The following is a 20,817-nucleotide window of genomic DNA, read 5'->3' on the forward strand; positions in this document are numbered from 1 at the left end:
CCGGACGGGTCCGGCGGGCGGGAAGCGATTCGCACCAGAGGGCTGAGCTGCTGTACAGTCTCGTTTCGCGCCGGTCGGAAACGACGAAGGCGCGCAAGGTCCTGTGGAGCAGTTTGGAGTGCTCGCCACCCTGTCAAGGTGGAGGCCGCGGGTTCAAATCCCGTCAGGACCGCCGTAGTTGCCGAAGGGCCCGGATCTCCCCGTGAGATCCGGGCCCTTCGGCGTGTGTCCGGGTCCGCCCCCGTGCGTCCGGGTCCGCCCGGGTTCAGGACCAAGGTCCCGGGACGACGTGACGAAAGCCGCCCCCTCGGCCGGAGGCGGGATGCGAGAGTGGAGACAGATCGCCGGCGAGCCGGGGAGCCGGGGAGCCGGGCGGCCATGGAGCGGTCGGCTCACTACCGCAGAGGTCAACAAGGCCGCAACCGTGGCGGGGTGTGACGGGAGTCACGGAATTGACCGTACAACCTGCGGAGTTTATCCCGGCCCTACATGGGGTCGATTTGATATGTGCAATGGTACTGATCGGTTCAACTGCCCACCATCGCCCCGTGCACACCACCCGAACCAGGTACCGGAGGGAACCGGGGCGGGCGGAGCAGGCCGGGCACCAGCCGGCGGGAAGCGGACCAGAACGCGAAGCGGGCCGGGCCGGGGCCGGAACGCGCGAGCGCGCCGGACCCGGCGGAGTCCGGCGCGCTCGCCGACGGCGTACGGCCCCAACACCGCGAGAGCGGCCTGGGACGGGGTGGCAGGAGCCCGCGCGCCCCTGAGGGAGCGCCCGACGCGTCCGGTTATGCGGTGTTCAGGCCTCGCTGCGCTGCTGCGGGATACCTGCCAGCAGTGCACGCACCTCCGCCTCGCGGTAGCGACGGTGCCCGCCGAGCGTGCGGATCGACGTCAGCTTGCCCGCCTTTGCCCAGCGTGTGACCGTCTTCGGGTCCACGCGGAACATGGTGGCGACCTCAGCCGGGGTCAGCAGCGGCTCGGCATCAGGGGTGCGAGCGGTCATGAGCGGCCTCCTCGGGAGAACCGAACCATCACGGTTCTTTCCTCTAAAATTCTGCACCTTGACCCGCGTTGCCCGAAATGACGTACGCGGGACGAGTCGGTTATAGGACGAACGGCTTGTCCTCGGCACTACAACTACACCATCTGCCCGGCCTCGTCGGCCAAACCGATGGAATTGTCCTCTCAGGTGCACAATCCCAAACGGATCACGATGGACCGCACCATAGCGGACAGTCACATCGCCATGACAACCCGTCACACATGTTGACGAGTCCTCACCGGAGTGAACAACCGATGCAATACCGAAGTATCGGACGTGTCCGCCCCGCAGCAGGACGGAAGGAGGCCATCCCGGACTCCTTGTCCTATTTTGACACGAGGAGTGGCCTTGCAGGCAAGGGGCTCTTTACGCGGGATTACGTGCCATCCGTCACGCTTGAGCCGAAAGCCCGGTTCGGGACCAAGGTCCCGAACGCCGCGCACCACCGCCCCCGCACCCGCCGGGCCGCAGCGCTCAGCTGGCGAACTGGCGCTCCTGGACGGCCCGCCAGCGCTCCGTGAGCCGCTCGAAGACGGCACCGGCCCGCTCCGCGTCGCCGTCCCGCAGCGCCGCGATCCCCTCGGCCGCCTCGGCCGCCGAACGGTCCGCCGCGAGCTGTTCCCCGGAGATCGTATGCACGAGTCCGCCGTAGTCCAGTTCGACGAGGGAACGCGGGTGGAATTCCTCCAGCCACCGCCCCACATCTACCAGGCCATCGACCAGCGGCCCCTCCTGGATCTCCGTCTTCAGCGTCCGCAGACTCCGCGCCAGCCGGCGGCGGGCCTGCACCATCGGCGTCCGGTAGCGCAGCCGCGTCCCCGCGCCGCCCGCCCCGGGGCCGCGCCCGCCGTCCCCGCCGTCCGGGCCGTCCGGGCCGTCCCCGCCGTCCCCGCCGTCCGGGCCGTGCGCGGCGGCTGGCCCGGCGTCCGCGCCGTCCTGGGCGGGCGCGGGGCTCTCGGTGTACTCGGTGTACTCGCGCTCCTCGTCGGAGAACAGCAGGAACCAGCGCACCGGTACGTGCCACAGCGCCGAGCGCAGCCAGGGCCGCGCGTCGGGGTGGTGCTCGCGCCACCGCTCGTAGTCGGCCTCCGCCTGGCGGCGGACGACGGGCGGAAGCGCGGCGTCCAGCACCTGGGCGGGCAGCTCCCGGTCCGCCTCCGCCAGCGCCAGCCACGCGCGCAGCCGGGTGCGCCACGGGCACACGCACACCACGCCGTCCACCTCGGCGACGAACGCGTCCCCGCTCTCCCGCTCCGGCACGGCCACCGGCGGCACCGGCAGCAGCCCGGCCAGCGAACGGCGCAGCTCGTCCTGGGCGCCGGGGCGGTGCTCGCGCCGGGCGTAGCGCGCCCAGTACGTGCGTTCCGGCTCCGGGAAGGCGGCCAGCGGCTCGTACACCCGCAAGTAGGACACGTACGGGATGCTCAAGGCCAACGTCGGGCCCACGTGCGTCGCCCTCCCTCTTCACTCGCGCCTGCTGCTGACGACCCCCGGGGCACCGGGCCGCCCACGGCCCCGGCACCACCGCGGTGCCCGTCCACCAGGCATGAGTGCCCCGAAAGTGGCACACCCATGATCTGCCAGGCCCACCTTCCGGCGCGAGGTCGTACCCTGCTGCACTACAGGCCCTCCCCCACCCTTCGGAGGGCGCCCTCCGCGACTACAGGAGTCACCACCGTGACTGACGTACGTCCCCACTCCGTCAGCGTCGACGGCGTGCCCGCGGGCCAGGCCGGAGTGCTGTCCGCCCTGTTCCGCTCCGAGCTCGGCGGCCACGAGCAGGTCGTGTTCTGCCAGGACCGGGCCAGCGGCCTCAAAGCCGTCATCGCCCTCCACAACACCGCTCTGGGCCCGGCCCTGGGCGGCACCCGGTTCCACGCCTACGCGGGCGAGGAGTTCCCCGAGGAGGCGGCGGCGCTCGACGCGCTGAACCTCGCCCGGGGCATGTCGTACAAGAACGCGCTCGCCGGGCTGGAGCACGGCGGCGGCAAGGCCGTCATCATCGGCGACCCGGACCAGCTCAAGAGCGAGGAGCTGCTGCTCGCCTACGGCCGGTTCGTCGCCTCGCTCGGCGGGCGCTACGTCACCGCGTGCGACGTGGGCACGTACGTCCAGGACATGGACATCGTGGCCCGCGAGTGCCGCTGGACGACCGGACGCTCCCCCGAGAACGGCGGCGCGGGCGACTCCTCGGTGCTCACCGCCTTCGGCGTCTTCCAGGGCATGCGGGCAAGCGCCCGGCACCGCTGGGGCGCGCCCACGCTGCGCGGCCGCACGGTCGGCATCGCCGGTGTCGGCAAGGTGGGCCACCACCTGGTGGAGCACCTGCTGGCGGACGGGGCGAAGGTGCTGGTCACCGACGTGCGCGCGGAGGCCGTCGCCCGCGTGACGGCCGCGCACCCGGAGGTCACCGCCGTCGCCGACACCGAGGCGCTGATCCGCGCCGAGGGCCTTGATGTGTATGCGCCGTGCGCGCTCGGCAGCGCGCTGAACGACGAGACGGTGCCGGTGCTGACGGCGTCCGTGGTGTGCGGCGCGGCCAACAACCAGCTCGCCCACCCGGGGGTGGAGAAGGACCTCGCCGACCGGGGTGTGCTCTACGCGCCCGACTACGTGGTCAACGCCGGGGGCGTCATCCAGGTCGCGGACGAACTGCACGGGTTCGACTTCGCGCGGGCGAAGGCCAAGGCGGAGAGGATCTTCGACACGACGCTGGAGATCTTCGCCCGGGCCGACTCCGACGGCGTGCCGCCCGCCGCGGCCGCCGACCGCGTCGCCGAGCAGCGCATGGCCGCGGGCACCCGGCTCGCGGGCGAGGGGCTGAAGCCCGTCGGCTGACGCGGGCCGCCCGGCTTGGACCCGGGGCCGGGACCCGCTTGGCGGGTACTCCGTACGGACGTGCGAGTGCGTCACTTTGAGTGACGGGTGGTGGGGGAGATTTCTCTCACCACCCGCCTGCGGGTCTTCCGCCAACGACAAGGTAAAATCACCGTTGACCAGCGAAGTACCGGTCACCGGGCGTGCCGGTGACCTGCTCGGTCGCGCGGACGGCGTACCGTACGGGCGCGGAAGCAGGTACCGTTGAAGCCCTAAGAGCCGGTCCCTCTGCCGAGGGTCCGCTCTCCACCATGAACGCGTGTCAAGACTCTGGGGTCGTTGGGCCCCGTCGTTGAGGGGGTCGAGCCATGGGGCGCGGCCGGGCCAAGGCCAAGCAGACGAAGGTCGCCCGCCAGCTGAAGTACAACAGCGGCGGAACGGATCTCTCGCGTCTGGCCGAAGAGCTGGGTGCATCCTCGCCGTCGCAGCAGCCGCCGAACGGGGAACCGTTCGAGGACGACGAGGACGATGACCCGTACGCGCGGTACGCCGACGTGTACAGCGCGGACGGAGAGGACGAGGACGACCAGGAGTCGTCCCGGCGCCGCTGAGCGGTCGCGCCCTCAGCTGGAAGCACGGGCGCTGACCACACCGCCATTCAGTCCCAGTCCCGGGTGGGTGCTGGGGCTTTTTGGCGTACGCGGTACCGCCTGGGTACGCGGTACCGCCTGCGTACGCGGTGCCGCCTGGTGACGCCGCCCCGGCGCCGCCCGCCCCAGCCCGGGTCAGGACGCGTAGGAGCCGGTCAGGGTGACCACGGGCGCCGACGCCGGACGGTGGGTGACGGAGCCCGCGACCCAGGCCGGGACCTCGCGGTCGGCCAGCGCCGTCAGCGCGGCGTCCACCGCGTCGGCGGGCACGATGGCCATCATGCCGACGCCCATGTTCAGCGTGCGCTCCAGCTCCTCGCGCGCGACGCCGCCGACCGCGCCCACGGTGTCGAACACCGCGCCCGGCGTCCACGTCGTGCGGTCGATGGTGGCGTGCAGCGTGTCGGGGATGACGCGGGCGAGGTTGGCCGCCAGCCCGCCGCCGGTGATGTGCGAGAAGGCGTGGACGTCCACGGCGCGGGCGAGCGCCAGGCAGTCCAGGGAGTAGATGCGCGTGGGCTCCAGCAGTTCCTCGCCCAGCGTGCGGCCGAACTCCGGCACAGCGCGGTCCAGCGCCCACCCGGCGCGCTCCAGCAGGACGTGCCGGACCAGGGAGTAGCCGTTGGAGTGCAGCCCGGAGGAGGCCATGGCGATCACGGCGTCCCCGGCGCGCACCCGCTCGGCGCCCAGCAGCCGGTCGGCCTCGACGACGCCCGTTCCCGCACCGGCGACGTCGTACTCGTCGGGGCCCAGCAGCCCGGGGTGCTCGGCCGTCTCGCCGCCGACGAGCGCGCAGCCCGCGAGCGTGCAGCCCTCCGCGATGCCCTTGACGAGGGCGGCGACCCGCTCGGGCACGACCTTGCCGACGCAGATGTAGTCCGTCATGAACAGCGGTTCCGCGCCGCACACCACGAGATCGTCCACGACCATGGCGACCAGGTCGCGCCCGATGGTGTCGTGCACGTCCATGCGCTGGGCGACGGCGACCTTGGTGCCGACGCCGTCCGTCGCCGAGGCCAGCAGCGGACGCCGGTAGCGCGCCAGGGCCGAGGCGTCGAAGAGTCCGGCGAAGCCGCCGAGGCCGCCCAGGGACTCGGGGCGCTGGGCCTTGCCGACCCACTCCTTCATCAGCTCGACCGCGCGGTCGCCCGCCTCGATGTCAACGCCGGCCGTCTTGTAGGAAACGGGCTGGCTCGGCTCAGTCATGGCTCTCCGTACACAGCAGGGGGACGAGGGGGCCGCGTCAGGGACGGCGCAGGGCGTCCGCGCCGCCGGGACCGGCGAGCAGGCTGCGCACCCCGTCCGCGTCCGGGCGGTCGGTGGCCGGGGCGGCGGCCTGAGGCTCCAGGTAGTGCTTGCCGAGCAGCTCCGGGTCCGGCAGCTCCATCGGGTACTCGCCGTCGAAGCAGGCCCGGCACAGGTTCGGCTTGGCGATCGCCGTCGCCTCGGTCATGCCGTCGATGGAGATGTACGACAGGGAGTCCGCGCCCAGGGACGTGCCGATCTCCTCGACGCTGAGACCGTTGGCGATCAGCTCGGCGCGGGAGGCGAAGTCGATGCCGAAGAAGCACGGCCACTTGATCGGCGGCGAGGAGATGCGCACGTGGATCTCGGCGGCGCCCGCCTCGCGCAGCATCCGCACCAGCGCGCGCTGGGTGTTGCCACGGACGATGGAGTCGTCCACGACGACCAGCCGCTTGCCCCGGATGACCTCCTTCAGCGGGTTCAGCTTGAGCCGGATGCCCAGCTGCCGGATGGTCTGCGAGGGCTGGATGAAGGTGCGCCCGACGTAGGAGTTCTTCACCAGACCGGCGCCGAACGGGATGCCGCTGGCCTCCGCGTAGCCGATCGCGGCCGGGGTGCCGGACTCGGGCGTCGCTATGACGAGATCCGCCTCGGCCGGGGCCTCCGCCGCGAGCTTGCGGCCCATCTCGACGCGGGAGAGGTAGACGTTGCGGCCCGCGATGTCGGTGTCCGGGCGGGCCAGGTAGACGTACTCGAAGACGCAGCCCTTGGGCCGGGCGTCGGCGAAGCGGCTGCTGCGCAGGCCATCCTCGTCGATCGCGATCAGCTCGCCGGGCTCGACCTCACGGATGAAGGACGCGCCGACGATGTCGAGCGCGGCCGTCTCGCTGGCGACGACCCAGCCGCGCTCCAGGCGGCCGAGCACCAGCGGGCGGATGCCCTGCGGGTCGCGGGCGGCGTAGAGGGTGTGCTCGTCCATGAAGACGAACGAGAACGCGCCGCGCACCTTCGGCAGCACCAGCGGGGCCGCCTCCTCGACGGTGAGGGGCTTGCCGTCGTCGTCACTCTGGCCCGCGAGGAGCGCGGTGACCAGGTCGGTGTCGTTGGTGGCCGCCACCTGGTTGGCCCGCCCGCTGCGGGCGTCGGCGAGCTGGGCGACCAGCTCGGCCAGCTCGGCGGTGTTCACCAGGTTGCCGTTGTGGCCGAGCGCGATGGAGCCGTGCCCGGTCGCGCGGAACGTGGGCTGGGCGTTCTCCCAGACCGACGCACCGGTGGTGGAGTAGCGGGCGTGGCCGACGGCGATGTGGCCGTGCAGCGAGCCCAGGGAGGTCTCGTCGAAGACCTGCGAGACCAGGCCCATGTCCTTGAAGACCAGGATCTGCGAGCCGTTGCTGACCGCGATACCGGCGGACTCCTGTCCCCGGTGCTGGAGGGCGTAGAGCCCGAAGTAGGTGAGCTTGGCGACCTCTTCGCCGGGGGCCCAGACGCCGAAGACGCCGCAGGCGTCCTGCGGGCCCTTCTCGCCGGGGAGGAGATCGTGATTCAGTCGACCATCGCCGCGTGGTGCCACGCCGACGAGTCTAGACGCGGTCTCCGTCGACGCCGAACCGGGCCTGGGTTCCTCCGGCGCTGACCTGCGGTTGCCGCGAATCCTACGAGAGCGAGGTCACGGCACCGCTGGTTTTTTCCCCAACCCCGTCCCGTCCGGAGCGGGAGACGGGCACCGCCCAGCCCGTCCTGGGGCGGCTCAGCCGAGCACCGGCAGGTGATGTTCCAGGTCCGCTCGCGGCCCCGTGGCCGACAGCGCGTGCGAGGCCAGCGCCCGCGTCCACGCGAGACGGCCCGTCGCCAGCCGGAGCCAGGTCAGCGGGTCGGTCTCCACCACGTTCGGCGGGGTGCCGCGCGTGTGCCGGGGTCCGGCCACGCACTGGATGACGGCGAACGGCGGCACCCGCAGCTCCACCGCGCCGCCCGGCGCCTTCGCCGCGAGCGCGTCGGCGAGGACGCGTACGGTCGCGGCGAGCGCGTACCGGTCCAGCGAGACGGGCGTCCCCAGCGCGCGCACCAGGTCGTCGGTGTGCACGACCAGCTCCACCAGGCGGCTGACGGCGAAGTCCAGCGCGCGCATCGCGCCGAACCGGTGCGGCAGCAGCACATCCTCGCGGACGGCCATCTCCAGCACCGGTTCCAGCTCCTCGGTGGCCGCGTCGATCGCGGCGGAGGCGTCAGGGGTGCGGGCGGCGTCGTCGCGGGTGCGGGAGTCCAGCAGCTCGGCGAGGTCGGCGGTGGACAGGGCCCACTGGATGACGTCGGTCCGCGGGCGGGTGGCGGTCGGCGCGGGCTCGGCCAGCAGGCGGGGCACGGCGTCGATCTGCCCGGCGAGGTGCACGAGCAGATGGCGGACGTCCCAGCCGGGCAGCGCGGTGGGCCGGGCCAGCTGCTCAGGCGTGCAGCGGTGCGCGGCGGCGCGGACGTTCTCGGCCTGCGCGGCCAGGGCGTTGCGGACCCGGATCGGGTCGTAGGCGCGGGACTTGCGACGTGCTGCTGGCGGCATGCTGCCGAGCGTAGCGGCCCGGGGCCGCGCGCCCGCGCACCCCCGCAGGGGTTACCGCAGGCCGGGCGCGGGCGGGGCCTCGTAGCCGCCGAGGTGGTCGCCGCGCTGTTCCTCGTCCACCTGCTGGTAGATGAGCGCCTTCAGCCCTTCGGGGTCGGGGACGTGGCGCAGCGTCATCGTGCCCATCTCGGAGGCGGACTGGATCTTGAGCGTCCCGTAGCGCATGATGCGCTGCCACAGGCTGGCCTTGAACGACACGTCGTTGACGCGGATGAGCGGGATGCTGCGGGCGCGCTTGGTGAGGAAACCGGAGCGCTTGTGGATGCGCTTGGTGGTGAGGATGTAGAGCGTGAAGCGCCACTGGAGCAGCGGCACGAGCCAGTACCAGACAGACGCGAGCACGGCGGCGCCCAGGATGAGGTAGGTGCCGCCCTGGCCCCACTCCGCGTCCCCGGGGATCGCCGCCAGCAGGAACCCGGCGACGACCCAGATCCCGCACAGCATCAGGAACTCGCTGACCATCTCCGTCCAGTGCTGCCGGGTGACGTGCACCAGCTCCTCGTCGTCGGCGAGGTAGCGCTCCGCGATGACTGCCATGGCCCGATCCTGGCACAGCCCCGCCGCCGCGCCAGGAGCGCGTCTCCCGCACGGCGGCGAAGCCGTCCCCGGCCGGCGTCAGCCGAACAGGGCGGGCAGCGTGGCCTCGTGGGCCGCGCGCAGCTCGTCCAGCGGGAGCGTGAACTGCCCCTGGACGTCGATGGCGTCGCCGTCCACCACGCCGACGCGGGTGGCGGGCAGAGCGCGCGCGCCGCACATGTCGGTGAACCGCAGCTCCTCGCTGCGCGGGACGGAGACGATCGCGCGGCCCGCGGACTCCGAGAACAGGAACACGCAGGGTTCCAGCCCGTCCGGCACGACGATGCGGGCACCGGCCCCGCCGCGCAGGCAGGACTCGGCCAGCGCCTGGATCAGGCCGCCGTCGCTCAGGTCGTGCGCGGCGTCGATCATGCCGTCCCGGGACGCGGAGACCAGGATCTCGGCGAGCAGCCGCTCGCGCTCCAGGTCCACCGCCGGAGGCAGCCCGCCGAGGTGGTCGTGGACGACCTGGGACCAGGCGGAGCCGCCCAGCTCCTCCCGGGTGTCACCGAGCAGGTAGATGAGCTGGCCGGGCTCGGTGAACGCCATGGGGGTGCGGCGGGTGACGTCGTCGATGACGCCGAGCACGCCGACGACGGGCGTCGGGTGGATGGCGGTGTCACCGGTCTGGTTGTACAGGGAGACGTTGCCGCCGGTGACCGGGGTGCCGAGCGTCTGGCAGGCGTCGGCCAGGCCCCGGCACGCCTCCGCGAACTGCCACATGGCGCCCGGGTCCTCCGGGGAGCCGAAGTTGAGGCAGTCGGTGACGGCGAGCGGGGTGGCGCCCGTCGCGGCGACGTTGCGGTAGGACTCGGCGAGTGCGAGCTGCGCCCCGGTGTAGGGGTCGAGCTTGGCGTAGCGGCCGTTGCCGTCGGTGGCCACGGCGACTCCGAGGTTCGTCTCCTCGTCCACGCGGATCATGCCGCCGTCCTCGGGCTGGGCCAGGACGGTGTTGCCGAGCACGTAGCGGTCGTACTGGTCGGTGATCCAGGTCTTGGCGGCCTGGTTCGGGGAGCCGACGAGCTTCAGCACCTGGGCGCGCAGGGCGTCGCCGTCGGCCGGGCGCGGCAGCTTCGCGGCGTCGTCGGCCTGCAGCGCGTCCTGTCCGGCGGGGCGCGCGTAGGGGCGGTGGTAGGTGGGGCCCTCGTGCGCGACGGAGCGCGGCGGGACGTCCACGATCTGCTCACCGTGCCAGAAGATCTCCAGCCGCTCGCCCTCGGTGACCTCACCGATGACGGTGGCCGTGACGTCCCACTTCTCGCAGATGGCCAGGAAGCGCTCGACGTTGTCGGGCTCCACGACCGCGCACATGCGCTCCTGCGACTCGCTCATGAGGATCTCCTCGGGCGAGAGCGTCGCGTCGCGCAGCGGCACGGTGTCCAGTTCGACGCGCATGCCGCCGGACCCGGCGGAGGCCAGCTCCGAGGTGGCGCAGGACAGGCCCGCGCCGCCGAGGTCCTGGATGCCCGCGACGAGGTTCTCGCGGAAGATCTCCAGGGTGCACTCGATGAGCAGCTTCTCCTGGAACGGGTCGCCGACCTGCACGGCGGGGCGCTTGGCCGGACCCTCTTCGTCGAACGTCTCGGACGCCAGCACCGAGACGCCGCCGATGCCGTCACCGCCGGTGCGGGCGCCGTAGAGGATCACCTTGTTGCCGGTGCCGGACGCCTGGGCGAGGTGGATGTCCTCGTGCTTCATCACGCCCACGCACAGCGCGTTGACCAGCGGATTGCCCTGGTAGCAGGAGTCGAAGACGACCTCGCCGCCGATGTTGGGCAGGCCCAGGCAGTTGCCGTAGCCGCCGATGCCCGCGACGACGCCGGGCAGCACGCGCCGGGTGTCGGGGTGGTCGGCGGCGCCGAACCGCAGCGGGTCCATGACGGCGACCGGACGCGCGCCCATGGCCAGGATGTCGCGCACGATGCCGCCGATGCCGGTGGCCGCGCCCTGGTAGGGCTCGATGTAGGAGGGGTGGTTGTGCGACTCCACCTTGAAGGTGACGGCGTAGCCCTGGCCGATGTCCACGACACCGGCGTTCTCCCCGATGCCCACGAGCAGCGCGTCGCTGGCCGGAGCCTTCTCGCCGAACTGCTTCAGGTGCGCCTTGGTGGACTTGTAGGAGCAGTGCTCGGACCACATCACCGAGTACATGGCCAGCTCGGCACCGGTGGGACGGCGGCCCAGGATCTCCTTGATCCGGGCGTACTCGTCCTCCTTCAGGCCCAGCTCCGACCAGGGCTGCGCGGTGCCGGGGGTGTCGGTCGCGTGCTTGACGGTGTCCAGGGTCATCGTGCGTCCACCAGCGTCTTGAGGGCGGAGGTGAAGAAGCCGAGCCCGTCGGTGGTGGGACCGGTCAGGGCCTCCACGGCGTGCTCGGGGTGCGGCATGAGGCCGACCACGTTCCCGGCCTCGTTGGTGATACCGGCGATGTCGCGGCGCGAGCCGTTGGGGTTCTTGCCGAGGTAGCGGAAGACGACCCGGCCGGTCGCCTCCAGCTCGTCCAGGGTGCGCTCGTCGGCGACGTAGCCGCCCTCGCCGTTCTTCAGCGGGACGGTGATCTCCTGGCCGGCCGTGTAGTCGCGCGTCCAGGCGGTGTCGGCGTTGACCACCTTCAGCCGCTGGTCGCGGCACACGAAGTGCAGGTGGTCGTTGCGGGTGAGCGCGCCGGGCAGCAGGTGGGACTCGCACAGCACCTGGAAACCGTTGCAGATGCCGAGCACCGGCAGGCCCGCCCTGGCCTGCTCGATGACCGTCTCCATCACCGGCGAGAAGCGGGCGATGGCGCCGCAGCGCAGGTAGTCGCCGTAGGAGAAGCCGCCGGGCAGGACGACGGCGTCCACCTGGCGCAGGCTGGTGTCGCGGTGCCACAGCGCGACCGGCTCGCCCCCGGCCAGCCGCACCGCGCGCAGCGCGTCGGTGTCGTCGAGAGAGCCGGGGAAGGTCACGACTCCGATGCGCGTCGTCATGCCGCTGCCCCTGCGGTGCTGGGGTCTCCGGCGGGGCCACCGGCGGAGTCACCGGCTGCGTCCTCGACGCGGACGGTGAAGTCCTCGATCACGGTGTTGGCGAGGAAGGTTTCGGCCATCTCGCGGATGCGGGCGAGCGCGGCGTCGTCCACCGGGCCCTCCACGTCCAGTTCGAAACGCTTGCCCTGACGGACGTCCGAAATGCCACTGAAGCCGAGGCGCGGCAGCGCGCGCTGCACGGCCTGTCCCTGGGGGTCGAGGATCTCCGGCTTGAGCATGACGTCAACTACGACGCGAGCCACAGGTACTCCCGGTGGTGTTGGTGCTTGCCTGCCCGATGCCGCGTCCCGTCGTCAGCGAGGTCGCCCGTGACGGTCCTGCGCGGCCGCAGCCTCAGCGTACCGGGGGCGCGGATTCTACACGGGTAGATATGCGTCCGGTTTCGTTCCGGTTTCGGCCACGGCGGATCACATTCACATCTCAGGGTGCCGGAAACGGTGCCCGGAACGAACAGAAAAACGTAGGGTTCGATTGCGGCGGGACACGCGGTGGCAATTTCCTCGGCTTCACATTGTGGCGACGGGCGCTGTAGAAAGGGAGAGGCGACACCCTCCCGGCGATAGCTTCCGCATCGCCGCACGTCAGCGTGGTGATCACCGCTCATTCGGGGCGGCGATCCTCCCGAAAGGACTGATATCCGTGGCACAGCGCGTTGTGGTCACACTCTCCGACGACCTGGAAGGCGGGGAAGCCGCCGAGACGCTCACCTTCGGGATCGACGGGAAGTCGTACGAGATCGATCTCAACTCGGCTAACGCCAAGAAACTCCGCGGGGCGCTGGCTCCGTATGTGCGCGCCGGACGCAAGCGGGCCCGCTCCGGGAAGACCTTCCAGCACACCTCGCTCGCACCCAACCCGCAGACCGTACGCGCCTGGGCCCAGTCCCACGGCTACGAGGTGCCCGCGCGCGGCCGCATCCCCAAGCGGGTGTACGAGGCGTTCACCGCTGCGAGGTGAGGCGGCCGGGCGGTGTGGGCCGCACGGCGGGCGGCCGGGCGCGGGTCTGGCCGCCCGCCGCGCGGTCCGGCCCGGGGAGCCCGCCGTCACCGCACCCGGGACCGGGGCCGCACCACCGGCACCTGGCACCTGGCACCTGGCACCTGGCACCCGGCACCTGGCACCTGGCACCTGGCACCTGGCCGGAGGCGAACCTGAGCCGGGGTCGTCCGGTTCCGGGGCCAGGCTCCCGGGGCGTCTGCCCCGACGCCGGAACCGGAACTGAGCGGCCGGGGGAGGCCACCGCCCACCCCGAAGGCCGGGGCGGCCCGGAGCCCGCGCGGAAGCCGACTTGCACGATCCCCCCGGTGATCGGCTACAGTCTGGAGCACGCCGCGAGGGCGGGCCGGAAAGGCCCGAAATCGCAGGTCACGCGGGTGTAGCTCAGTAGTAGAGCGCCCTCTTTCCAAGAGGGAGGCGCAGTGTGCGATTCCTGTCACCCGCTCCGTGTACTCTTCCGGTCCTCGCGATCGGGTAGAGTGCGTGTTGCGCCACTCGGTGGAAGCCGGGTGGAAGCGTGCGGACGTAGCTCAGTTGGTAGAGCGCAACCTTGCCAAGGTTGAGGTCGCGAGTTCGAGCCTCGTCGTCCGCTCAGTGAAAAGAGGTCCCCGGTGCGCCGGGGACCTCTTTTGTCGTATGCGCCGGTGGTCGCCGAACCGGGCCGCGCCGCACGCCCGTTGCGGACCAGCCAGGCGAGTGCCCGGCGTCCCGGCTGACCTGTGTCACACGAGGTCATGTCACCCCCCGCACGGCGTTTCCGCCCCGTGAGGCGGCATGGTGGGGGCATGCCGGAAACGCGGAGAGACGAGACGGCCATCGAGGCGCGCGGCCTGTGGCGGCGCTACGGGGCGAAGGGGCCGGACGGGTTCGACGCCGTGCGGGGGCTGGACTTCCACGTCGCGCGGGGTGAGCTGTTCGCCCTGCTGGGGACCAACGGCGCGGGCAAGACCTCCACGGTGGAGCTGTTGGAGGGGCTGGACCGGCCGAGCCGGGGCAGCGTGCGGGTGCTGGGGCTGGACCCGGCGAAGGACCGGGCCAAGCTCCGGCCGCGCATCGGGATCATGCTGCAGGAGGGCGGCTTCGCCGGTGACCTGACCGTCGCGGAGACGCTGCGCATGTGGGCGGGGATCACCACCGGCCCGCGACCACGCGAGGAGGCGCTGGAGATCGTCGGGCTGACGGCCCGCGCGAGCGTCCGCGTCAAGCAGCTGTCTGGCGGCGAGAAGCGGCGGCTGGACCTGGCGATGGCCCTGCTGGGGCGGCCGGAGGTGCTGTTCCTGGACGAGCCGACGACGGGCATGGACGCCGAGGGCCGCCGCGACACCTGGCAGGTGGTGCGGGAGCTGCGGGCACGGGGCACCACGGTGCTGCTGACCACGCACTACCTGGAGGAAGCCGAGGAGCTGGCCGACCGGCTGGCCATCATGCGCGCGGGCCGCATCGTGCTGGCCGGCACACCTCAGGAGGTGACGGCGTCCCGGCCCTCGCGCATCCGGTTCACGCTGCCGGACGACGTGCCGCCCGCGCGGCTGCCGCTGTCGGGTCCGGCCGCCGTGGACGGGCGCCGCGTGGAGGTGCGCACCACCCAGCTACAGCAGACGCTGACGGAGCTGCTGGTGTGGGCGCGGGCGGAGAGCGTGGAGCTGAGCGGGCTCGACGCCCGGTCGGCGTCGCTGGAAGAGGCGTTCCTGGAGATCGCCAAGGGGGATGACGCGGACGCCGACGGGGCGCGCCGCGAGGACGAGCGCGCGGAGGTAACCCGGTGAACACGGCGGTACTGGGACGGATCGGGGCGCTCGGCCGGGCGGAGTTGACACTGCTGCTGCGTAACCGCACGGCGGTGTTCACCGCGCTGCTGATGCCGCTGCTGTTCGTCGGCATCACGCGGTCGTCGGTGGCCGAGGTGGACTTCGACGACATCGGAACCACCGCCAACGGCATGGTGATGACCGGCGGTGTCGGCATCGTGCTGATCCTCGTCGTGTACAACAACCTCGTCTCGGCCTTCGTCGCGCGGCGTGAGGAGCTGCTGTTGAAGCGGCTGCGCACCAGCGAGCCGACGGACGCGGAGATCCTGGGCGGCACCGCCCTGCCGTCGGTGGCCTTGGCGCTGCTCCAGGTGGTGCTGCTGCTGGTGGCGGGTGTGGTGGCGCTGGATCTGGCGCTTCCGGCCCGGGCGGACCTGCTGGTGCTCGGCGTGCTGCTGGGGTGCGTGATGCTGACGGGACTGGCCGCGGCGACCTCGGCGTTCACCCGGAGCACCGAGAGCGCTCAGCTCACGGTCATGCCGCTGCTGCTGGTCTCGCTCGTCGCGTCGGGCCTGATGGTTCCGCTGGAGATCTTCCCCGACCCGCTGGCCGAGGCTTTCCGGCTGCTGCCGCTGACCCCGGTGATGGACCTCGTGCGCTACGGCTGGCTCGGCCAGGGCACGGGCGGCGACGTGCTCAGGGCCCTGGGGCTCGCACTGGTGTGGACGGTGCTGTCGGTGCTGGCGGTACGCCGGTGGTTCCGCTGGGAGCCACGCCACTGACCCCGGCTGCGGGCAGCGCGCGTCACCCGGGCCGCCGGCCGGGCGCTGGCCTGGGTGCGGAGAACCGCCATGCGGTGGCCCGCATCGCCCGCGCGCATGACCGGGTGCCGTCCCGACAACGTCCCGGACCCGCTGTGGACCCGCATCGCCCGCGCGCATGGCCGGGTGTGGGCGGGCCGTCCTCGCGCGGGGAGCCGGTGGGTCCGCGCGGTGGCGGGGCGTGGGCGGGGTGGGGGCGGGTAGGCAGTAGGTGGACAGAGGTGCGGCGTACGGGAAAGGAGGCGGCGGTGGGAAAGCTGGTGCTGATCGTTCTGGTCATCGTCCTCGTCGTCGCGGCGGTGGCCCTGGTGAGCGGCCGCCGGGGGCGGGGATGAGCGGGGCGCGGGACGGTTATACTCGTGGACGCAACCGCGCGGACGTAGCTCAGTTGGTAGAGCGCAACCTTGCCAAGGTTGAGGTCGCGAGTTCGAGCCTCGTCGTCCGCTCCGCTCAGCAGGGCTCCGGTCATTGGCCGGAGCCCTTCGCGCTGTGTGGCCCGGGCCTTACCCTGGCCCGACGACCTCGCGACCGCGACCGACTGGAGCCCCGCGTTGGCCTGTGATCTCTGGCTGGTTCCCCTCGTGGACGTGCTCTGCCACAGCCCGGACAACCCGCTGGCCGAAGAGATCGCGCTGTATGACCAGGCGTTGCGGGAAGCGGGGCTGCCGCCGGTGCCCGTGCACGGGTACATGCCCGGGCTGTCCGGGGACGTCGCGCCGGTCGCCGGCTTCGACTACGACGCGCTGCACTTCCTGCGCCGGGCCCACCTGCTCCAGCTGTGCGGCCTGGCGGTGACGCCCGTGGACGTGCTCGGCGGCGAGTACGAGCGGCTGCTGGAGATGTTCGAGACGACGGCCCGCGGCTCGCACCTGGTGTGGCACTTCGACCACGCCGGCGCGTACGTCCCGGTGGACTTCGCGGCGCCGTTGACCGGGGAGGCGCTGATGGCTTCCGGCGGCCCGCTCGGCTCCGCGCACGGCCTGCTGCGCGAACTCCAGTCCGTCGCACCGCACCTGGGCATCGACGCCGCCAACCCGCCGCCCGCGCCCCCGCCGCCACCCGGCCCGACAAGCCTGAGCGAGCCGGCCACGCGCCCGCCCGACCTCGCGGCGGACGGCCCGTTCGCCCGGGAGCGGCACGTGTGGCTGGGCCTGCACGCCGCCGCCACCCGCAGCCTGGCCCAGGGTTCGATGATCGTCTTCTCCTGACGCCGCCGCCCCGGACGGCACCGCCCCGGACGCCACCGCTGCGGGGACGCCGCCTTCGCCGGGACGCCGCGCATCCGCCGACGCCGCGCCCCGGCCGGGACGCCGCGCCAGACCGCGCCGCGCTGACTGTCCGCTCGGAGACCAGCGCCCGGGTTGGCCCGTCGCCGCATCCGGGCCCCGCCGTCGGCTACCGGGGGTTCTCCGGGGGACGCTGGCGCGGCATGTTCGGGCGGGCCGCCGGGGGCGGGAAGGAGAAGCGCGGGTAGCCGGACGTGGGCGAGGCGTCCGGACGGGACGCCCAGGACACCGGCGGCGGCGACTGGGTGTGCTGGGGCACGGGGCCGGAGCGGAACGCGACCATCCAGTCCAGCGTCTCCGCCCGCACCAGCTCGGTGACGTCCTCGCTGAACCGGCGCAGCAGGCCCAGGCAGCGCTCGGCGGCCTCCGCGGCGCTGCCCTCGGCCGGACCCAGCACCTCGCGCACCGCCTCCGCCGTCCAGTCGTACTGCAACGCCTCCAGCCTGCGTTGCAACGCCTGCGCGGTGGCGACGTCGCGCATCCAGCCCGCGGTGCAGCCGAACCAGCGGTCAGCGCCCAGGCACACGGCGGCCGTCAGCAGCGACAGGAAGCCCCAGACGCCGATACCGGGAAAGACGCCGGTCAGCTCCAGCGCGGGCAGCGCGGCGCCGCCGGTGCCGCCGAGCGCGGCACCGGCACGCAGCAGCCGGGCGCCACGGCGTTTCCAGGCGCGGTCGGCCAGGTACCAGGCGATACCGCGCAGCGCGCCGTCCTCCACCCACAGGTACAGCTCCTCCAGCCGCTCGACCGGCTCGCCCCAGTCCCCTAGGGGGAAGGCACGCCCGAGCAGATCGCTCCGGCCCTCCCGCCGACTCCCCCCGGGTTGCTTATCCGGCTGACTCACCCGCCACTCCCAACACATGCGGCACGGGTACCTCGCACGGGGCACCACGCAAAGGTCCTCTTCCTACCGTTCCCGGACGCCGCCGTTCAGGCGCACTTCCGCCCGTTTTCACCCCCAGGCGGCCTGCCGTCAGGTAGGGGTCACTCCCCGCGCTCACTCGAAAGGAGTACCCGGCGGTGCGGGCAGCGTCTACCACCGGGCGGACCACCGGGCCGACCACCGGGCGGACCGGGGCACGGGAGGCGGTCCGCCGGCGGCTAGGCTTCGCCGGGTGAAGGTCCTCGTCATCGGCGGCGGCGCCCGCGAACACGCCCTGTGCCGCGCTCTCTCCCTCGACCCCGAGGTCACCGCCCTGCACTGCGCTCCCGGCAACGCGGGGATCGCGGAGGTGGCGGCCCTCCACCCCGTGGACGCCCAGGACGGCGCGGCCGTGACCGGGCTGGCCGTCCGGCTCGGCCTCGGCCCCGCCGACCTGGTGGTGATCGGCCCGGAAGCGCCGCTCGTCGCCGGGGTGGCCGACGCGGTGCGCGAGCGCGGCATCCCGGTCTTCGGCCCGTCCGCGCGGGCCGCGCGGCTGGAGGGCTCGAAGGCGTTCGCCAAGGACGTCATGGCCGCCGCCGGGGTGCCCACGGCCCGCGCCTACGTGTGCGCCACCGACGCCGAGGTGGACCAGGCGCTGGACGCCTTCGGCGCGCCCTACGTCGTCAAGGACGACGGGCTGGCCGCGGGCAAGGGCGTCGTCGTCACCTCCGACCTCGCCGCCGCGCGCGAGCACGCGCGGGCCTGCGAGCGCGTGGTCATCGAGGAGTTCCTGGACGGCCCCGAGGTGTCGCTGTTCGCGGTGACCGACGGCGAGAGCGTGGTGCCGCTCCAGCCCGCGCAGGACTTCAAGCGCGCCTACGACGCCGACGAGGGCCCCAACACCGGCGGCATGGGCGCCTACTCGCCGCTGCCGTGGGCCGACCCCAAGCTGGTGGACGACGTGCTCGCCACCGTGCTCCAGCCCACCGTGGACGAACTGCGCCGCCGTGGCACGCCGTTCACCGGCCTGCTGTACGCGGGGCTGGCCGTCACCTCGCGCGGGGTGCGCGTCATCGAGTTCAACGCCCGCTTCGGCGACCCGGAGACACAGGCCGTGCTCGCCCGCCTCCGCACCCCGCTCGCCGGGCTCCTGCACGCCGCCGCGACCGGGACGCTCGCGCAGTTCCCGCCGCTGCGGTGGAGCGAGGGCGCGGCGGTCACGGTGGTGGTCGCCGCCGCCAACTACCCGGCCACACCGCGCAGCGGGGACGTCATCGAGGGCCTGGACGCGGTGGCCGCGCAGGACGCGCCCGACGCCTACGTGCTGCACGCGGGCACGCGGCGCGACGAGGCGGGGCGCGTCGTCAGCGCGGGCGGGCGCGTGCTGTCGGTGACGGCGACGGGCCCCGGCCTCGCGGCCGCGCGGGAGCGCGCGTACCGCGCGGTGGGCCGCGTCTCGCTCGCGGGCTCGCACCACCGGACGGACATCGCGGCCGCGGCGGCGCGCGGCGAGGGGTGACGGGGAAGTCTCCCGTCTCCCCGCCTGGCCTGCGGCCCGGTCCGCCGCCGGAAGGTGACCCCAGGGTCGGCTGCCCCGGTCAGCCCGCCCACCCGTTTGAGCCCAGCGCGACGTCACTGGAGGGGTGAGGGGCGCGGCGCCCGGGGAAACGGGCGGCACCGGGGCATACCAGGGCACCTACAGCGCCCGGGGTGACGCAAGAGCTTTGGCCGGAGCCATTCCATTGAGTGACCGGGGGGCGTGAGCTACTGACGGACACCCGCCCCCGCACTAGGGTTCCGCGCGGCGGACGCCGGGCTGGTCGGTCAACTGGCCCACCGCACATTGCGATGTCGGTGCCCGGTGCGACAGTGGGTGGGTACCCAGGCACGTCGTCCCGGCAGGGGGGTGAGCGGTCCATGGCCATGGCGGCAGGACGGGGCGCGCGGTCTGCGCGGGAGCACGCGCTGGCGGTGCTGCGGATTCGCCAGGCGGCCTTCGCCGTCGCGCTGTTGCCCGCCGCCGTGGCCGTCGTCCTGCTCACCGGGATCGCCACGGGGCACGTGGGCGGCGGCTGGGCGTGGCCGGTGCTCCCGGCCGTGCTGCTGGCTCTGGCCGTGCTGGCCGTCGCCGCCGTGGTGACGGCGGCGATCGCCCGCGCGCGCACCGCCGTCTCGCCGACCGTGCCGGTGTCCGAGCGCTCCGCACCCGATCTGCACCGGCTGGTGCGGGAGCTGGCGGACCAGCTGGACGTGCCAGAGCCGTCCGGGATCGCGCTGACACCCGACTGCGACAGCTGGCTGGAGGAGCGCGGCAAGGCGGGCGCGGCGCCGCCGGTGCTGGTCATCGGCTCGCCGTTCTTGTGGTGGATGCGGGTCGCGGAGCTGCGGGCACTGCTGGCCCCGGTCGTGGCGGGCACCGGGCCCGCCATGCACCCGGACGTCGCCGCGGCCCGGCGGTTCGTGCGCGCGCTGGACGCCGCCGCGGTGCGCCCCCGCGTGGGCGCGCTGGCCCGGCTGCTGTTGCGCGCCTCGGGTGGCCACGCGGCGGAGATGGAACGCCTGGTGGCGGCAGCGGCGTCCGCCCGGGCGCAGCCGGTGGACCACGGGCTGCGCCTGCTCGCCCAGGAGCAGGTGGGTCTGGCCTACGCGGGCTGGGACCGGCTGCTGACGCGGGTCGCGCTGCCCGCCTGGCGCTGCGGGCGCTGGCCCTCGCGGCTGGACGCGGGCGTGGTCTCCGCGCTGACGGAGCTCTCCCGGCGCGACCGGCTGGCGGAGGGCTTCACCTCGCGTCTGGGCGAGCGTCCCGCGTGCGACCTGCTGGAGGAGCCGGGCTCGGTGGACGAACAGGTGTCGCTGCTGGCCGCCCGGCTGTTCTACGGCAGCCCCGCCACACCGGGCCGGGGCTGGGCTCCGGTGGACTGGTCGGCGTATCCGGAGGAGGTCGTGGACCGGCTGTGGCGCACGCAGGCGGCCCGCCTCTTCTCCGCCCTGGACGCGGCGGAGCCGCCCGCCGAGCGCGAACAGGCCACGGCCCGGCCGCGTCCCGCCCCGCCGCAGCCCGCCCCGGCGACGGCAGGCCGCCCGGCGCCACCGGGCCGGGCTGCCCGGCTGCCCGACGGCGGCAG

17 protein-coding genes, 4 tRNA genes and 1 pseudogene are annotated in these 20,817 nt (G+C 73.2%); 12 read left to right on the forward strand and 10 right to left on the reverse strand.

Annotation, left to right across the window (positions count from 1 at the left end):
- The first annotated feature begins 97 nt into the window (after positions 1-97).
- A tRNA-Asp gene (locus JJV70_RS21825) sits at positions 98-172 on the forward strand.
- 630 nt (positions 173-802) lie between these two features.
- On the opposite strand, the gene bldC is transcribed toward JJV70_RS21825, so the two are convergent.
- Positions 803-1,009: a developmental transcriptional regulator BldC gene (gene bldC, locus JJV70_RS21830; RefSeq protein ID WP_003949541.1), complete on the reverse strand. Its 207-nt coding sequence runs from the start codon at positions 1,007-1,009 to the stop codon at positions 803-805.
- 513 nt (positions 1,010-1,522) lie between these two features.
- A complete protein-coding gene (locus JJV70_RS21835; protein ID WP_219049757.1) occupies positions 1,523-2,494 on the reverse strand; it encodes a hypothetical protein in 972 nt (323 codons plus the stop codon).
- 231 nt (positions 2,495-2,725) lie between these two features.
- On the opposite strand from JJV70_RS21835, the gene JJV70_RS21840 reads away from it, so the two are divergent.
- Positions 2,726-3,886, forward strand: coding sequence for an amino acid dehydrogenase (locus JJV70_RS21840; protein WP_308294957.1), 1,161 nt, complete (start codon positions 2,726-2,728; stop codon positions 3,884-3,886).
- A gap of 347 nt (positions 3,887-4,233) precedes the next feature.
- Positions 4,234-4,476 (forward strand): DUF3073 domain-containing protein, encoded by a 243-nt coding sequence (locus tag JJV70_RS21845; RefSeq protein WP_219049759.1) that lies wholly within the window; start codon positions 4,234-4,236, stop codon positions 4,474-4,476.
- Positions 4,477-4,650: 174 nt separating this feature from the next.
- Here the strand turns inward: JJV70_RS21845 and purM are convergent, their stop codons facing one another.
- The 7 genes from purM to purS form a co-directional block, all read right to left on the reverse strand.
- Positions 4,651-5,721 carry a phosphoribosylformylglycinamidine cyclo-ligase gene (purM, locus tag JJV70_RS21850; RefSeq protein ID WP_219049760.1) on the reverse strand — a complete coding sequence of 357 codons (1,071 nt, stop codon included), beginning with the start codon at positions 5,719-5,721 and terminating at the stop codon, positions 4,651-4,653.
- Positions 5,722-5,758: 37 nt separating this feature from the next.
- Entirely contained in the window at positions 5,759-7,330 is a 1,572-nt protein-coding gene (gene purF, locus JJV70_RS21855; RefSeq protein WP_219049761.1) for an amidophosphoribosyltransferase, read from the reverse strand.
- 177 nt (positions 7,331-7,507) lie between these two features.
- A complete protein-coding gene (locus tag JJV70_RS21860) occupies positions 7,508-8,314 on the reverse strand; it encodes a maleylpyruvate isomerase family mycothiol-dependent enzyme (protein ID WP_219049762.1) in 807 nt (268 codons plus the stop codon).
- 51 nt (positions 8,315-8,365) lie between these two features.
- Positions 8,366-8,911, reverse strand: coding sequence for a PH domain-containing protein (locus tag JJV70_RS21865; RefSeq protein ID WP_257574375.1), 546 nt, complete (start codon positions 8,909-8,911; stop codon positions 8,366-8,368).
- A 78-nt stretch (positions 8,912-8,989) separates the two neighbouring features.
- Positions 8,990-11,239, reverse strand: a complete 2,250-nt coding sequence (gene purL / locus JJV70_RS21870) for a phosphoribosylformylglycinamidine synthase subunit PurL (protein ID WP_219049763.1) — start codon at positions 11,237-11,239, stop codon at positions 8,990-8,992.
- Complete coding sequence (gene purQ / locus JJV70_RS21875; protein ID WP_219049764.1) at positions 11,236-11,916, reverse strand: phosphoribosylformylglycinamidine synthase subunit PurQ; 681 nt, start codon at positions 11,914-11,916, stop codon at positions 11,236-11,238. The genes purL and purQ overlap by 4 nt, the downstream gene beginning before the upstream one ends.
- Positions 11,913-12,218 (reverse strand): phosphoribosylformylglycinamidine synthase subunit PurS, encoded by a 306-nt coding sequence (gene purS, locus JJV70_RS21880; protein ID WP_219049765.1) that lies wholly within the window; start codon positions 12,216-12,218, stop codon positions 11,913-11,915. Before purS ends, purQ begins: the two co-directional genes overlap by 4 nt.
- 397 nt (positions 12,219-12,615) lie before the next feature.
- Here purS and JJV70_RS21885 point away from each other — a divergent pair, with 397 nt between their 5' ends.
- The 7 genes from JJV70_RS21885 to JJV70_RS21915 all read left to right on the forward strand — a co-directional run bounded on the left by JJV70_RS21885 (position 12,616) and on the right by JJV70_RS21915 (position 16,749).
- Complete coding sequence (locus JJV70_RS21885; RefSeq protein WP_219049766.1) at positions 12,616-12,933, forward strand: Lsr2 family protein; 318 nt, start codon at positions 12,616-12,618, stop codon at positions 12,931-12,933.
- Between the two features lie 412 nt (positions 12,934-13,345).
- Positions 13,346-13,417 (forward strand) — tRNA-Gly (locus JJV70_RS21890).
- A gap of 74 nt (positions 13,418-13,491) precedes the next feature.
- A tRNA-Gly gene (locus JJV70_RS21895) sits at positions 13,492-13,564 on the forward strand.
- Between the two features lie 193 nt (positions 13,565-13,757).
- Positions 13,758-14,738, forward strand: coding sequence for an ABC transporter ATP-binding protein (locus JJV70_RS21900; protein ID WP_219049767.1), 981 nt, complete (start codon positions 13,758-13,760; stop codon positions 14,736-14,738).
- Entirely contained in the window at positions 14,735-15,502 is a 768-nt protein-coding gene (locus JJV70_RS21905) for an ABC transporter permease (RefSeq protein ID WP_219049768.1), read from the forward strand. The genes JJV70_RS21900 and JJV70_RS21905 overlap by 4 nt, the downstream gene beginning before the upstream one ends.
- A 412-nt stretch (positions 15,503-15,914) precedes the next feature.
- A tRNA-Gly gene (locus JJV70_RS21910) sits at positions 15,915-15,987 on the forward strand.
- A gap of 105 nt (positions 15,988-16,092) precedes the next feature.
- The gene (locus tag JJV70_RS21915) at positions 16,093-16,749 is read left to right on the forward strand and encodes a hypothetical protein (protein ID WP_219049769.1); all 657 of its coding nucleotides are present in this window, start codon (positions 16,093-16,095) and stop codon (positions 16,747-16,749) included.
- Between the two features lie 187 nt (positions 16,750-16,936).
- Here the strand turns inward: JJV70_RS21915 and JJV70_RS21920 are convergent, their stop codons facing one another.
- Positions 16,937-17,671 (reverse strand): SLATT domain-containing protein, encoded by a 735-nt coding sequence (locus tag JJV70_RS21920; RefSeq protein ID WP_219049770.1) that lies wholly within the window; start codon positions 17,669-17,671, stop codon positions 16,937-16,939.
- Positions 17,672-17,942: 271 nt separating this feature from the next.
- Here JJV70_RS21920 and purD point away from each other — a divergent pair, with 271 nt between their 5' ends.
- Positions 17,943-19,211 carry a phosphoribosylamine--glycine ligase gene (gene purD / locus JJV70_RS21925; RefSeq protein ID WP_219049771.1) on the forward strand — a complete coding sequence of 423 codons (1,269 nt, stop codon included), beginning with the start codon at positions 17,943-17,945 and terminating at the stop codon, positions 19,209-19,211.
- A 398-nt stretch (positions 19,212-19,609) separates the two neighbouring features.
- Positions 19,610-20,817, forward strand: a pseudogene (locus JJV70_RS21930) (hypothetical protein); the annotation flags it as partial.

The organism is Streptomyces sp. JJ66 (assembly GCF_019303495.1).
Taxonomy (GTDB): Bacteria; Actinomycetota; Actinomycetes; order Streptomycetales; family Streptomycetaceae; genus Streptomyces.

Bases quoted from the DNA above. Each gene is read 5' to 3' on its own strand.
- bldC (WP_003949541.1), bottom strand. From the start codon at position 1,009: ATGACCGCTCGCACCCCTGATGCCGAGCCGCTGCTGACCCCGGCTGAG.
- JJV70_RS21865 (WP_257574375.1), bottom strand. From the start codon at position 8,911: ATGGCAGTCATCGCGGAGCGCTACCTCGCCGACGACGAGGAGCTGGTG.
- JJV70_RS21900 (WP_219049767.1), top strand. From the start codon at position 13,758: ATGCCGGAAACGCGGAGAGACGAGACGGCCATCGAGGCGCGCGGCCTG.
- purM (WP_219049760.1), bottom strand. From the start codon at position 5,721: ATGACTGAGCCGAGCCAGCCCGTTTCCTACAAGACGGCCGGCGTTGAC.
- purQ (WP_219049764.1), bottom strand. From the start codon at position 11,916: ATGACGACGCGCATCGGAGTCGTGACCTTCCCCGGCTCTCTCGACGAC.
- JJV70_RS21845 (WP_219049759.1), top strand. From the start codon at position 4,234: ATGGGGCGCGGCCGGGCCAAGGCCAAGCAGACGAAGGTCGCCCGCCAG.
- JJV70_RS21860 (WP_219049762.1), bottom strand. From the start codon at position 8,314: ATGCCGCCAGCAGCACGTCGCAAGTCCCGCGCCTACGACCCGATCCGG.
- purL (WP_219049763.1), bottom strand. From the start codon at position 11,239: ATGACCCTGGACACCGTCAAGCACGCGACCGACACCCCCGGCACCGCG.